11 protein-coding genes are annotated in these 13,633 nt (G+C 64.3%); 3 read left to right on the top strand and 8 right to left on the bottom strand.

Features of this window, described 5'->3' with window-relative positions; genetic code table 11:
* Positions 1-162: 162 nt before the first annotated feature.
* Positions 163-1,656, bottom strand: coding sequence for a MocR-like pyridoxine biosynthesis transcription factor PdxR (pdxR, locus tag AC1D0N_RS03435; protein WP_477241394.1), 1,494 nt, complete (start codon positions 1,654-1,656; stop codon positions 163-165).
* A 349-nt stretch (positions 1,657-2,005) separates the two neighbouring features.
* Between pdxR and pgi the strand changes: the two genes are divergently transcribed.
* From pgi to AC1D0N_RS03450, 3 genes are all read left to right on the top strand, one after another.
* Positions 2,006-3,649 (top strand): glucose-6-phosphate isomerase, encoded by a 1,644-nt coding sequence (gene pgi, locus AC1D0N_RS03440; protein ID WP_477241396.1) that lies wholly within the window; start codon positions 2,006-2,008, stop codon positions 3,647-3,649.
* A gap of 5 nt (positions 3,650-3,654) precedes the next feature.
* Positions 3,655-4,377, top strand: a complete 723-nt coding sequence (locus AC1D0N_RS03445; protein WP_477241398.1) for an HAD family hydrolase — start codon at positions 3,655-3,657, stop codon at positions 4,375-4,377.
* A 448-nt stretch (positions 4,378-4,825) separates the two neighbouring features.
* On the top strand, positions 4,826-5,110 hold the full coding sequence (locus AC1D0N_RS03450) for an Hpt domain-containing protein (protein WP_477241400.1): 285 nt from the start codon (positions 4,826-4,828) through the stop codon (positions 5,108-5,110).
* A 15-nt stretch (positions 5,111-5,125) separates the two neighbouring features.
* Here AC1D0N_RS03450 and AC1D0N_RS03455 read toward each other — a convergent pair whose 3' ends face one another.
* The 7 genes from AC1D0N_RS03455 to AC1D0N_RS03485 all read right to left on the bottom strand — a co-directional run bounded on the left by AC1D0N_RS03455 (position 5,126) and on the right by AC1D0N_RS03485 (position 13,631).
* The gene (locus AC1D0N_RS03455; protein ID WP_477241402.1) at positions 5,126-6,550 is read right to left on the bottom strand and encodes a glycosyltransferase family 2 protein; all 1,425 of its coding nucleotides are present in this window, start codon (positions 6,548-6,550) and stop codon (positions 5,126-5,128) included.
* Complete coding sequence (locus AC1D0N_RS03460) at positions 6,550-7,587, bottom strand: HEAT repeat domain-containing protein (RefSeq protein WP_477241404.1); 1,038 nt, start codon at positions 7,585-7,587, stop codon at positions 6,550-6,552. Before AC1D0N_RS03460 ends, AC1D0N_RS03455 begins: the two co-directional genes overlap by 1 nt.
* A gap of 2 nt (positions 7,588-7,589) precedes the next feature.
* The gene (locus AC1D0N_RS03465; protein WP_477241406.1) at positions 7,590-9,332 is read right to left on the bottom strand and encodes a YaiO family outer membrane beta-barrel protein; all 1,743 of its coding nucleotides are present in this window, start codon (positions 9,330-9,332) and stop codon (positions 7,590-7,592) included.
* Positions 9,332-9,799, bottom strand: coding sequence for a response regulator transcription factor (locus tag AC1D0N_RS03470; protein ID WP_477241408.1), 468 nt, complete (start codon positions 9,797-9,799; stop codon positions 9,332-9,334). The genes AC1D0N_RS03465 and AC1D0N_RS03470 overlap by 1 nt, the downstream gene beginning before the upstream one ends.
* 201 nt (positions 9,800-10,000) lie before the next feature.
* The gene (locus AC1D0N_RS03475) at positions 10,001-10,378 is read right to left on the bottom strand and encodes a response regulator (RefSeq protein ID WP_477241410.1); all 378 of its coding nucleotides are present in this window, start codon (positions 10,376-10,378) and stop codon (positions 10,001-10,003) included.
* Positions 10,379-10,383: 5 nt separating this feature from the next.
* Positions 10,384-12,819, bottom strand: a complete 2,436-nt coding sequence (locus tag AC1D0N_RS03480; RefSeq protein WP_477241412.1) for a hybrid sensor histidine kinase/response regulator — start codon at positions 12,817-12,819, stop codon at positions 10,384-10,386.
* A 50-nt stretch (positions 12,820-12,869) separates the two neighbouring features.
* The gene (locus AC1D0N_RS03485) at positions 12,870-13,631 is read right to left on the bottom strand and encodes a class I SAM-dependent methyltransferase (RefSeq protein ID WP_477241876.1); all 762 of its coding nucleotides are present in this window, start codon (positions 13,629-13,631) and stop codon (positions 12,870-12,872) included.
* Positions 13,632-13,633 lie beyond the last annotated feature (2 nt).

Raw genomic sequence — 13,633 nt, forward strand, 5'->3', positions numbered from 1 at the left:
CGGGAGGCGGTGGTTGGTCCACCATCGGCCTGCTTCGTCCCCTTTATGCCTCCGACTATGCCGCCGGCATTGGCACAGCCTATGGGCCAACGGCTCCCGTCGCATATGCCAGAGTGCTAAAGAAGAACGGGGCCGTTTCCGGCCCCGCCATAAACAAGGTTGTCAGGCCGCTGCCGGTCGGCGCCCGGCTGCAGTGGCCAGTTCGCGGATGCCGGGCTCGATGTGCTGCAGCGCGATCGAGGAAATGCCCAAGCGCATGAAACGCGACGGCTTTTCGTTGCGGTCGAAGAAGCGGTCGCCGGGCTCGATGATGACGCTGCGCGAGGCCGCGGCCTCGGCCAGCCCGCGCGAATCGGTGCCGCGCGGCCCTTCGAGCCAGAGCGATGTGCCGCCGGCGGAATCGGTCGAACGCCACTCCGGCAGGAAGGCGGAAATCGCATGGACCAGACGCTTGCGCCGCTCGTCGAATGCGCTCGACAGCCGCCGCACCAGCGCTTCGTGATGGCCGAGCGACAGGAACAGCGCGACCGCGCGCTGATTGTTGGCCGGCGGATGGCGCAGCATAAAGCGGCGCAACGCGCGCAGCTCGGAGATCAACCCGGCAGACGCGACGATGTAGCCAAGCCGCAGACCGGGAGCCAGCGTCTTCGACATCGAGCCGACATAGACGACGCGGCCAGACCGATCGAGGCTCTTCAGCGCCTGCTGCGGCGCCTCGTCGAGAAGCTGGCTGTCATAGCCATCCTCGATGATGATCTGGTTGTAGCGGTTGGCGCGCGCCAAAAGGTCCTGCCGCCGCTCCGCCGACAACGGCACCATGGTCGGGCAATGATGGCTCGGCGTGACGAAGACGAAGCCGGAATCGTTGGGGATGGAAGAGGTTACAATGCCGGACTGGTCGACCGGAACCGGCTGTATCTCGGCGCCCGCCAGCCGGAAAATGCTGCGCGCGTCGGGATAGCCGGGATCTTCCATTGCCACTTTGGAGCCCTTGGTCATCAGCAGCGTGGCCAGCATGTAGAGCGCATTCTGGGCGCCCAAGGTCACGATGATCTCGTCCGGATTGGCAAAGATGCCGCGCCGCGGCAGCAGCCGCGCCTGGATCTGTTCGATCAGCAGCGGATCGTCGCGATCGACCATGTCTGAGGCCCAGTTGCGGATTTCGAGCACGGCCAGCGCCATGCGGTTGCACTCGCGCCATTCGGCGGTCGGGAACAGCGCCGGGTCGAACTGGCCGTAGACGAAGGGATAGGACGACTTGATCCAGTTGTCATGCTTGGCCGGCGGCGGCATGTCGCTGGCGGCGATCTGCCGGCGCGCCTTCCAGTCGATCTCATTGGCCTGGTCGGGCGCCTTCTGGTGCGGCTTGGCCGGTGTCGCCAGCACGTCGGGATTGACGAAATGGCCACGCCGTTCGCGCGCCACCAGGAAGCCCTGGTCGACCAGCTGCTGGAAAGCCAGAACCACGGTGCCGCGGGCGACACCGAGCTTTTCGGCCAGAATCCGGCAGGACGGAAGCGGCATCGAAGCGGCAATTTGCCGGTCGAGGATGGCGGCGACGATCGCCTGGCGGATCTGCGCCTGCAGGGTCTGACCGGATTCCGCCGAAATCCGGAACAGGCCGGACCATATGGCCGTGTCGTTACGCTGTGGCATGGAAGATGTTCCTCGATGGCCAACCTTTTTTGCTTGGTTGGACCAGCCGAACGTAGCCGTGGTACAAGGGGTTGCGCCAATCAATTTTTCTGATCTCTGGGATTTATGCCAGTGATCCTTCGCGCGACGCGCAGCGTCGTCGCGCAGCATTGTCCCCGCGTGACGCGCAGCGTCATCGCGTCGTGACGCTCGCGTCATCCCGCCGCGCATCGCGCCATCGCCTTGTGCTGCACTGCGTCATCCCTCCGCATTGAAACGAATGGAATTCGGCTCAATAGATTGACGCGCCGACACGCGCCGGAAACATCCGGTCTGATAGAATGTGTCAAAAAGCCCAGGAGCGCCGCCAGTGGATCAACCAGCATTCGACAAGCAGCTCGCCGCCTTGCGCGACCATCGCGCGGCGACGTCAGGCACCATGCGCGAGGCTTTCGCCGCCGATCCCAGGCGCTTCGAGACATTCTCCGCCACTGACGGCGACCTGTTGCTGGACTGGTCGAAATGCGCCGTCGACGCAAAAACGATGGAGCTGCTGGAGAAGCTCGCGGGTGCGGCCGACCTTGCGGGCCGCCGTGCCGCGATGTTTTCCGGCAAGAAGATCAACTTCACCGAAGATCGCGCCGTGCTGCACACGGCGCTGCGCACCCTCAGCGGCAAGGGCGTCACGGTCGACGGTCAGGACGTCAAAGCGGATGTGCTTGCCGTGCTCGACGCGATGGGCGTTTTCGCCGACGCGGTGCGCTCGGGCAAGGCGGCCGGCGCCACCGGCAAGAAGATCACCGATATCGTCAACATCGGCATCGGTGGGTCCGACCTCGGCCCGGCCATGGCGACGCTGGCACTGGCGCCCTATCACGATGGTCCGCGCGCCCACTACGTGTCCAACATCGACGGCGCCCATATCCACGACACGCTGAAGAGCCTGTCCGCCGAGACCACTCTGTTCATCGTCGCCTCGAAGACCTTTACCACGGTCGAGACGATGACCAACGCCGAGACGGCGCGCAAATGGGTGCAGAAGGCGCTCGGCGAGGAAGCCGTCGGCAAGCATTTCGCCGCCGTCTCGACCGCGCTCGACCTGGTGGCGAAGTTTGGCATCGCCTCCGACCGCGTGTTCGGCTTCTGGGACTGGGTCGGCGGCCGCTACTCGCTCTGGGGCGCGATCGGCCTGCCGGTGATGATCGCCGTTGGGCCAAGAAACTTTCGCGCCTTTCTCGATGGCGCGCATGAGATGGACGAGCACTTCCGCACCGCGCCGCTGGCGAAAAACCTGCCGGCGCTGATGGGGTTGATCGGCTGGTGGCATCGGGTGATCTGCAAATATCCGGCCCGCGCCGTCATCCCTTACGACCAGCGTCTGTCCAGGTTGCCGGCCTATCTGCAGCAGCTCGACATGGAATCGAACGGCAAGAGCGTCACCCTCGACGGCGGCCCCGTCACCACGCCGACCGGCCCGCTGGTCTGGGGCGAGCCCGGCACCAACGGCCAGCACGCTTTCTTCCAGCTGCTGCACCAGGGCACCGATGTCATCCCGGTCGAATTCCTCGCGGCGGCCGTCGGCCACGAGCCGGACCTCCGGCATCACCATGATCTGTTGCTGGCCAACTGCCTGGCGCAGTCGGAAGCCTTCATGAAGGGCCGCACGCTGGAGGAAGCCCGCGCGCAGATGCTGGCCAAAGGCATGAAGCCGGCCGATGTCGACAGAATAGCCCCGCACCGTGTCTTCTCCGGCAACCGGCCCTCGGTGACGATCCTCTACAAGAAGCTCGACCCGCGCACCTTCGGCCGGCTGGTCGCGCTCTACGAGCATCGCGTCTTCGTCGAAGGAACGCTGTTCAACATCAATTCCTTCGACCAGTGGGGTGTCGAACTCGGCAAGGAACTGGCGACCGGGCTGCTGCCTGTCGTGGAAGGCAAGGAGAATGCCGCAAAGCGTGACGCTTCGACGGCCGGTCTGGTGGGACACATCCACCAATTGCGTGGCTCGGAGTGAAGAATTTGGCGGACATCAAGGGAATTCTGTTCGACAAGGACGGCACGCTTGTCGACTTCAATGCGACATGGCTCGGCATCGCCGATTTCATGGCCATGGACGCCTCCGAAGGCGACCGCTGGAAGGCCGACAGACTGCTGGCGGCGGCAGGCTTCGATTTTGCCACCAAGCGCTTCAAGCCCGATTCCATCTTTGCGTCGGGCACCAACATGGATGTCGTCGAATTGTGGTTTCCGCGCCTGTCCGACGAAGACCAGATGCTGGCCGTCGCCCGCTTCAACGAGATCACCTCGGTGAAAGGCTCGGCAATGGCGGTGGCGCTGCCGGGCATCGTCGAGTCGCTGACGGCGCTGCACAGGAAATCCTACCGGCTCGGCGTCGCCACCAACGATTCGACCAGCGGTGCGGAGAAAACCTTGCTGACGCTGGGCGTCGCCCAGCTGTTCGATGCCGCCTATGGCTACGACGCCGTGGCCAATCCGAAACCGGCACCGGACACGATCCTCGCCTTCTCAGACCTGACCGGCCTGAGGCCGGCGCAGATCGCCATGGTCGGCGACAACCGTCACGATCTCGAAATGGCGCGCGCCGGCGGCTGCGGCCTGGCGGTCGGCGTGCTCTCCGGCACCGGCACGCGTGAATCGCTGTCATCGATCGCCGACGTCGTTCTCGACTCGGTTGCCGATCTGCCGGCGTTTCTGTCGGAGCGGGTCAAGGAGACGATCTGACTGGCAAGGCCTTTGAACAAGACGCAAATCGACCCAAGCTTTCCCGCCAATGGCTGACATAGGTGGAAAGCTGACATCGGGAGTCGAAGTGCCGAACGTCCGTTCTGGGGCCGCGAGCTGACGGTCAGCTTCCAGGCTGAAGTCATCAGCAAGCGGATGTTCCGCAGGCGACCTCGTTGCGTACCTAGACAGAACAAACAATCTCTGTCGGCGGATGGCTCAAAGCCTAGCAGTCTGGCATCGCGTCGCTCGCCAACAGTGACGAACCGATGTCTCCGTCAAGGCGCGAAGCTGCCGTTTGCGAACCGGTCGCGCAATCGCATTTGGGTCAATGCGGCCCACTGCCAGTTCCACTCGGATAGGAGCGTGGGTGACAACCAGTTCGTTCCACTCGACCGAGTTTTCTGCTTGAATGCCTCTGAAACCCAGCCGTGGAGCGCCTCCCATCTTGAAAGATCCCTTCGCCCCGCTACGGCAGCGTTTCCTGGCCCGGTGCGCCGCTCAACTGACGGAGTTGAAGGCGGCGCGTCATAAAGGCCCGCTACCGGGCTCCAACGACTCCCTGATTCCGACCGCGCACTCACTCGCCGGAGCCGCGGGAACGTTCGGCTTTGCGGAGATCAGCGCGCGGGCATCAGTGTTGGAAACACTGCTGATCGAACGGGCGGATGACGGGGCTGCGCACACCGCACTCGATGCGCTTATTATGGAGATCGAGCGGACGCTGAAGTGACTCAGCCGATGGGGCTCACTTCTTCGAGCCAGTCAGGCCGGTCCTGGTCATCTCGCCCCAGCTCTGGTCGGCCCGCAGGAATTGCCACCAACCCTTCACGCGCCAGAAATTGTTGAGCTGGCGGTAGCCGAAATTCTCGATCACAGCCACGGCCGTGAGCACGGCGAGATCCCGCGCGCGCGGAAAACGCTGAAGCTCGGCCTCTTCGAGGACCAGCGAACACACGCTCACGCAAACGCCGTAGGTGAAAACCAGCGACGTGAACGCCAACAGATATTCGGTCGAAAGGATGCCGAGTAGCCAGAAGGCCGGGATCAGAACATAGCCCAGCACCTCCGATATCGGCCCAAGCACGTCGACAATCAGTATGTGGCCAAAGCCGAGGAAGCCGACACGCCCATAGCGGGGGTTGAAGAGCATGGAGCGGTAACGGAAGAAGCATTCGAGCGAACCGCGTTGCCAGCGCGTGCGCTGCCTTGCCAGAACGCGCAGTGACTCCGGCGCTTCGGTCCAGCACACCGGCTCCGGAATGAACTGGATGCTGTATCTGCGTTTGGTGTCCATCATGTGGCGATGCAGCTTGATCACGAGGTCCAAATCCTCACCCATCGACCCACTGGTGAAGCCGCCAACCGCCACAACTTCCTTGCGACGGAACAGACCGAAGGCTCCGGACACCAGCATCAACGTGTTGATGCGGCTCCAGGCAAGCCGCGCCATGAGGAAGGCGCGCAGATATTCGACCACCTGCAGCAGCGGCAACAGCCGGTTCGGCAGCCGGACCTCGCGCACCCTGCCACCTTCGATCCTAGAGCCGTTGGCGATCCGGATCGTGCCGCCCACCGCGATGGTGCGCTCCGGATCGTCGATGAAGGGCTGCGCGGCGCGCATGAGCGCATCGGGCTCGAGGATGGAATCGCCGTCGATCACGCAAAACAGCGGCGCGCGGCAGACATTGACGCCGACATTCTGGGCATCGGCCTTGCCGCCATTCTCCTTGTCGACAACGAACAGCCGTTCGGTCATCGGCGAGGAATAGAGGCCGCGGATCGGCTTGTGCGTCAGGGTCTCCTCATAGGGCCGGTGGAATTTCACCAGCTTGAAGCCTTCGATAAGGCGCTGCAGAGTCTGATCCTTCGAGCCGTCATTGATGACGATGACCTCGAAATTCGGATATTCGAGCGCCAACATCGAGTGCACGCTCTCGACTACGTTCACTTCCTCATTGTAGGCGGGCACTAGCAGCGCGATCGGCGGCGCGACGTCGCCATAACGGTGCCACAGCAGTGCCGAACGCGCGACCGGCGGGCGCTTCGACAGCGCGTAGGCGGCGATGACGAGCTGCAGCAGGTAGACTGCCGTCTGCGCCAGCCCTGCCCCGATGATGAACCAGGACAGGATGGAGGCACCCAGAACGATCTCTTGGCTCCAGTCGAACATCAGGCGGCCGGCCCCTCGGCAAGGATCAGCGAGGCCGTGCGCTGGCTGCGCGAGACCTCGCTGGCGGCGATCTCTCGCAGCACCTGTTCGCCCTGCTGGCCGAACGAGCGCAATGCGTTGGCGGCGGCATAGCGCACGGTCCATGCCTCGTCGTCCATCAGTTGCGCCAGCGGCGCGGCGAGTTCGGACAGGCCGAGGCGGCCTGCCGCATCCGCAGCGTCGGCTCGTACGTCCCAGCCGCCATTTTCCATCGCCTTGATCAGGATGGCCGGCGCGTTGGCATGTCCGGTCAGGCCGAGCGCCCGCAACGCGGCTGCGGCGACCTCCGGCGACGGATCGCCAGCCGCGCGGGCAAAGAACTCCCCAAACTGGAAGTTGCCGCCGCGGGCAAGCGCGTCGATCGCGGCCGCCCTTATGAAGGGCACCGCGTCCTGACGCCCGGCGTAATCCCTGAGCTCGTCGAACCGCTTTGACGGAAAGCGCCTGAAAAGTTCGATTAGGCGCCGCGAGCGCTGCCCCGCCACGCCGATCTTGCGCAGCGTTATGACGAGAGGCGGCAAGGCACCGACATCGCAGAGCGCGATGGCGACGGCGATCCTGACGTCGCGCGAGCGGTCGCGGTCGAGTGCCGAAAGCAGGCTTGCCCCCGCGTTTTCCGAACGCAGCGCCGCCAGCATCTCGGCCGCATGGATACGTTCGGCGCCGTTGCCTTTTTCCAGCTGGGTGCCGACAAGCGTCGGCAGGCCACATTCGTTGAAGGCTGAAAGGAGCTCGTCGTGCTCCTCACCGCGCAACAGCGAAATGAACTCGAAGCCGGCATCGATCGCCACCCTCGCCGGCACCGCAAGCAGCGCCGCCTCCAATGCCGCGCGATCCCGGCTTTCGGTGAAAGCGATCAGCGCAGTCAGAAGAAGGCGCCGCTGATCGGCGCCCGCCGTCCCCCGGCGCTCGTGCAGCACCCGGCGCACGATCAGCAGAAGCATGATGGCCAGGGAAAGGACACTGAGCAGGATGGACAGGTACCAGATGTACAACATGATCAGAACCGCGTGGTTAGGCCGAGCCCGAATATGGTTCGGTCGAATGTCGGGCGTTGCTCATTGGCGAGGCTGGCGCGCAGTGTCAGCGGGTCGGCAACGTCCCAGGAGATGCCGCCAAAGACGGTGCGCGTCGGCACGAGCGTGCCGTCGGAGATCTCGGGGGCATCCGCGTAACCGCCGAACACATTGACTCCCGGCGTGAGAGCAAGATCGGCGCGCAGCACATAGCCATCCGCGCGCGTGCCGATATCGTCGTCAGCGTGCACCCATCGGGCAGAAAGCCCGAGCCGGCCATCGAGAACATATCCCTGCACCCAGGGCGAGATAGTGGTGATGTCGACGTTGGCGAAATCGTCGTAGCGGGTGTCGATGTTGAGAGAGAATGGGCCGAACGCCTTTGCTGGCGCCATGACCTGCCAGGACGCGCCGGCGCCGACCGAATAGCGCGCCAGGAAATCGGCATCCGGCGTCGCGGCCGCCAGCGCATAGGCTGAGACCGTGGGCGAGAACGCCTGGTCGATGCGGCCTTCGATCTGAAGGTCGGTGTGGCCGAAGCGGGTCGCCATCCGGGTCCGGCCCGAAATGGTCGTCCGCGGGGTGAGCCGATAGGCAACGCCGGCCGAGCTGTCGGTCCAGTCGCCAAGCCCGTCAGTGAGATCGCTCACTTCGCTGCCGACATCGAGCCGCCATTTGCGTGGCGGCGGCGCGGCGAGCCTCTGCTCGACATCGCGCGAGCCGGGTTCAAGGGCAAGCGCCTGCCGGTAGGCGTCGCGCGCGGCGTCGTCGTCGCCACGGGCGCGGCGCACATCGCCGATCCCCACCAGCGCCTCGGCGTTGCGCGGATCGATCGCCAACACCCGCTGAAACGACTGCTCGGCCCGCGTGTAATCCTGCTCGAGCAGGGAAATCCGCGCGTCGAGGCCGAGCGCCTCGGAATTGCCAGGCGCGGTGCCAAGCAAATCGTCTATCATAGCGCGTGCGCGCGGCACGTCGCCCTGCCAGATCGCCAGGCGGACCTTGCCGAGGCGGGCGTCGAGAAGGCCGGGCTTTTCGGCAAGCGCCTGGTCGAAGAACTGCCCGGCCTCGTCGAATCTCTGGCTGGAGCCCACAACCAGCCCAAGGGCGACCAGGATGTCGGTGTTTTGCGGTGCCAGCCTGAGCGCGCGGCGGTAGGCCTTCTCCGCCTCGGGCAACTGTCCCGACGCCCGCAATCTCCGGCCCTCCTCCATCAGGCCGGCAACGGGATCCGGCCGCGGCGGGAGCGGCTTCTTCCCCGCGGTCGCAGGCTTCGCGTTGTTGCTGCCGGCCTGCTGGGCCTCGCGGATATTGGCGACAAGCACGGCCGCATCGGCATTGCCGGGCTCGGCGCGCGAGACCTTTTCGGCGAGCGGCAGCGCGGCGTCGAGATTGCCGGAGCGGAATTCGACCTCAGCCAAGCCGAAGCTGGCATCGAGATAGGCCGGCGCCAGCGAAAGCGCCCTGGAAAAGGCTTCGCGCGCCGCCGGCAGATCGTTGCGGCCAAGCTCGGCGAAGCCGAGTTGCACCAGGGCGTCGGCATTGTCGGGCTTGAGCGCCAGCGCACGCCGAAGCAGCTCCGCCGCCTCGTCGAAATGCTGGGCTTGCCTGGCCTTGACGCCGGAAGCGTAGAGTTCGTCAACCGTCTGGGCCAGCGCCGCGGCAGGCGCCGCGGCAACCGCCAGGAATACGCATGCGGCAATGATGGCGCGCCGGCCTCGCCGCATCAGCGTTTCCCGCTCTTTCGCGCCAGCAGACGCGCAAGCCGGGCCAGCAGTTCCTCGGGAATGAAGGGTTTCACAAGGTAGTCGTCGGCCCCCTTCTCAAGGGCCGAGACGATGTCTTTTTCACCCTTGCGGGCGGTCAGCATGACGACCGGGATTTCGGACAAAACCGGATCGCTCTTGATGCGGGCAAGAACCTCCAGGCCGTCGGCCTTGGGCATCATCGCGTCGAGCACGATGATGTCCGGGGCCTCATGCTCCGCCTTCGTGAGCGCTTCCGCCCCGTCTACCGCCTTGATGACTTCGTATCCCTTCGCCCTGAGCCTGAATTCCATCAGTTCGAGCAATAAGGGATCGTCATCGCAAATCAGAACTCTTGCCTTCGCTCCGTTCACCAGCCTTGCTCCGGTTCGCGCCTCGTTTGCCGCTAGCCCCCCGGAGTGATTGATCCATGAACCGACATCCGCCAATGCGGTTCATGCAGACAGGCACATTCTTCTCAAATCTCTCGCCGACGTCCGCCGATGCCGCGCGATCATAGACAACCTGATTCGAGACGCCTGGATCTCAGCACAATCAGTAGATGAATAAGACGACATGGTATAGGAGCCGTGAACGGCATCGCACAGGCTGCAGCCAGACTGCGCTCTGTGCCTAAACCAACCGTCGTTTCAGGCGCGTGGCACAAGCAATCTTTTGACGTCACCGGCAAGCGCAAGCGGGTCGAACGGCTTGGCGATCACCCCTACAGCCCCCATCGCCAGGTAGCGTTCGACCTCATGCGTCTGGGTGCGCGCGGTGATGAATACCACTGGTATCGACGCCGTCGGCCGAGATTCGGCCAGGCGCCTCAACGTCTCCGGCCCGTCCATGTCTGGCATCATCACGTCGAGCAGAATGAGGTCGGGTCGCCATTCAGCGGCATCGGCCAGCGCCTGCATGCCCGAAGAACAGCACCGCACCTCGAATTCCGGCTCGAGCTCCAGCGACATCTGGGCGATTTCGCGGATATCGTCCTCGTCATCCACATAGAGGATCCTTGCGGGCATCAGCGTCACTCCTTTGCGTGCGCGGCAGGCCGAGTGCGGGTCGAAACCAACATGCTCCTGACCAGCTTTGCCACATCGATCTCCGACGCCCTGGTCTTGGTCATGATCGCTTGCACGCGATCGCCGAGTTTCTGGTCGAGTTCCGCCGCCGAGAACACGATGACCGCGGTCTCGAGCGGCAGATCGACGAGGAGGTCGAGGCCAGATCCGTCGGGAAGCGCGATGTCGAGGATGACCAGGTCGAAGCGATGGCGAGCGACCGCCTGCCGCGCTTCCTGCAGCGTCTTTGCGGCTGTGATCGAGACGCTCGAACCCAGCCCCGCCGACAACACCGCAAGCACGCCCTCATCGTCTTCGACGTGCAGAATCTGCGGCTTCGGCTCGATCCTGCGGCCGACGATCTTGGCGAGAGCGTCGTGAAGCCGTTTCGAATCCACCGGCTTCTCCAGCCAGTCGACGATGCCGACGGCGCTGCCGTTCAGCGAGCGCCTGGCCTCGTCGGCGACAGCGGAGATGACGATGACCGCAATGTCGGAATTCACCGGGGATGCCCTTATGTCGTGGAAGAGCTTGATGCCGGATTCCCCCGCCAGCTTGATGTCTAGCGTCAGCGCCACGTAGTCGCGGGAGCTCAGGAGCGCCGTGGCGGTTTCGATATCGGGCGCGACGTCGCTGGAAAAGCCTTCCGCATCGAGAAGTGTTGCGATCACCGCAGCGACGTCGGGCTCGTCCTCGCAGATGAGAACACGCAGGCGGCTATCGCGCTTGCGCGCCCGACGCTCGACCAAAACCGGCTTCTCGGCCTGCCTGTGCGCTTCGGGAAGGTCGACGTGAAACGAGGTTCCCTTGCCTTCCTCGGTTTCGAAGGAAACGGCGCCGCCCAGCTTTTCGGCGATAGCCTTGACTATGCTCAAGCCCAGGCCTGTGCCGCCTATCTTGCGGGTGCTGGAGGCGTCCGCCTGCTCGAACTTCCCGAAAATGCGGCTGCGGAACGCCTCGGGGATGCCGGCGCCCTGGTCCACCACGGAGAGGCGCAGCATGTCGCGGTCACGACGCTGGAGTTTCACCGTGACGGTGCCATCGGTGTGCGAGAACTTGATCGCATTCGACAGCAGGTTCGCCATCACCTGATGCAGGCGATCCGGATCGATATTGGCCTCGGCGCGCGGGGCGTCGTCGACCAGGACGATCCTGATCCGGCTGTCGGCCATGTAGTTGGAGCTGGCGGCAATGGCCTGCTCCAGGACCTGGCGGACAGGCATCTGCCTGATCTTGAAGGTGATCACGCCCGATTCGATCTTCTCGATGTCGAGGATGTCGTTGATGAGAAGAACCAGCCTTTCGCTGTTGGTGTGGGCGATGTTGACGAGATTGGCGGCCTTGGGCGGCAGTTCGCCGGCCACGCCGGCCGCGATCAGGCCAAGCGAGCCGCGGATGGACGTCAACGGGGTCCGCAATTCGTGGCTGACCGTGGAAATGAAATCGTTCTTGAGCTGGGCGGTGCGCTTCTGCTCGGTGATGTCGCGATTGTAGGTGATGACGCCGACGATCTTGCCGGACTCGTCGCGGAAAGGGGCCTTGAGCGTGTAGAGCCAGCCTTGTCTGCCATCCGGTAAAAGTGCCGGCTGATCGATCCGCAGTGTCTGCCCTGCCTCCAGCGCGCCCATCTCATCCTGCCGGAAGCGCTCTGCCACCTCCTTCGGATAGAAATCGAAATCCGTCTTGCCGATGAGTTCCTCCACCGAAGCGGCGCGAACCATTTCGGCGGTGGCGGGGTTGGCGGCGATGAAGCGGCCGTCGACATCCTTTATGTTCAGGCAATCCGGCAGTTCGCGAACCATGGCCCGGTAGGTCATGTTGGACATCAAGAGATCCCGCCGGCGCTGCTGCCGGTCGAGCAGTACGCCGATGATGATTGTGCTGAGGAAGCGGAACACGAGGGACGGGAACGTGCTCTGCTGCACAAGGCCGGTGATAACTTGCGCGGGGATGACCAGGAGCGTGATCAGCCCGGCGAGAGCGACCGACACGCCGAGACCGAATATATCGTACATGGTGCGCGATCGGGCCGCGACGATGTGGTGCCACGCAATGCCGACGACTGCGGTGATGAGGATGCCCATGACCCCGATGCTCGCGCCCTGCCCGCCCAGATGGATGCGATAGGCAATGGAGCCGCCCGTGGCGATGAGCATTGCCGGCCATCCGCCGAAGAACGCGGCCGCAGCAATAAAGGCGGCGCGCAGATCGACGACGAAGCCGGAGACGGACAAGGCCGTCGCCATGGAAGTGATCGCGCCCACGCACATGACCACGCCGAGAAGCAACGACTGCATCCGCCGCGAGAGACGCCCGGTGAAATCGGCCACAAGGTCCCAGGCGACCACGAGGATGGAGACCAGGGCAAGGTTGGCGAGGAGTGAGTGCCAGATCTCGGTCATGACTTCGGCTCCCTTTTTTCCGATAAATACCGGCGAAACCTATCCGAGGTCTAAAGAAGATACAGACCGCTCGGTGGCGCGGACTCGAACGAAAACACCCCACTCGGCTTGGTTGCAGCGCCTTTTGCGTCGCCGAAATCCGCCACCTGATATTCGGCCAGCAACCGCAGCCGGGACAGCGGCAAATCTGCGCGGCGGGGATCGCCGACCAGCACCTCGATGCCGGCTGCCAGGCAGCGGTCGAGGAACGGAGTGACGCGTAGAGCAACCTCACGGCCGTAGAAAACGTCGCCTGCAAGCACGAGGTCGACCGCCGGTGGCGGGCCCGTGGTGATATCCATGTCGACAATGGTGATCGTGACGCCGTTGGCTGCGGCATTGAGACGGATGGCGGCAACCCCGTTGCGGTCGATCTCGGCCGCAATCACCGCGCGGGCTCCGGCCTTTGCTGCAGTGATGCCGATTAGGCCTGAGCCGGCGCCGAGGTCGAGCACGCGGCGGCCGGCCACACTTTGCGGATGGTCGAGTATATAGCGGGCAAGCACCGCGCCGCCGGCCCAGACATAGGCCCAGTAGGGCGGCTGCGGCTCTGGCGCATCGTCGGCTGGCGCGACCGCATCGTCGTCCGCGTCGGCGCCTCGGTGCGGGTCGGCAAGCCGCCTCAGACCGCTGCCTGGATGAGCCGTGTAGAGTTGGATTTCAGGAAGCGCGGGAACGGGCGCAAGCCGCAGGTTCGCTTCGATGAATGTTGCCGGGTCGGGACGCCGACCATCGTCCGCGATCCCGCCGCAACCAGGGCCATCGTTCGAAATCG

The organism is Mesorhizobium sp. P2_E10 (assembly GCF_056404235.1).

Coding starts and splice junctions, on each gene's coding strand:
- pdxR (WP_477241394.1), bottom strand. CDS start 1,656: ATGCCACAGCGTAACGACACGGCCATATGGTCCGGCCTGTTCCGGATT.
- AC1D0N_RS03455 (WP_477241402.1), bottom strand. CDS start 6,550: ATGTTCGACTGGAGCCAAGAGATCGTTCTGGGTGCCTCCATCCTGTCC.
- AC1D0N_RS03460 (WP_477241404.1), bottom strand. CDS start 7,587: ATGTTGTACATCTGGTACCTGTCCATCCTGCTCAGTGTCCTTTCCCTG.
- AC1D0N_RS03465 (WP_477241406.1), bottom strand. CDS start 9,332: ATGCGGCGAGGCCGGCGCGCCATCATTGCCGCATGCGTATTCCTGGCG.
- AC1D0N_RS03475 (WP_477241410.1), bottom strand. CDS start 10,378: ATGCCCGCAAGGATCCTCTATGTGGATGACGAGGACGATATCCGCGAA.
- AC1D0N_RS03480 (WP_477241412.1), bottom strand. CDS start 12,819: ATGACCGAGATCTGGCACTCACTCCTCGCCAACCTTGCCCTGGTCTCC.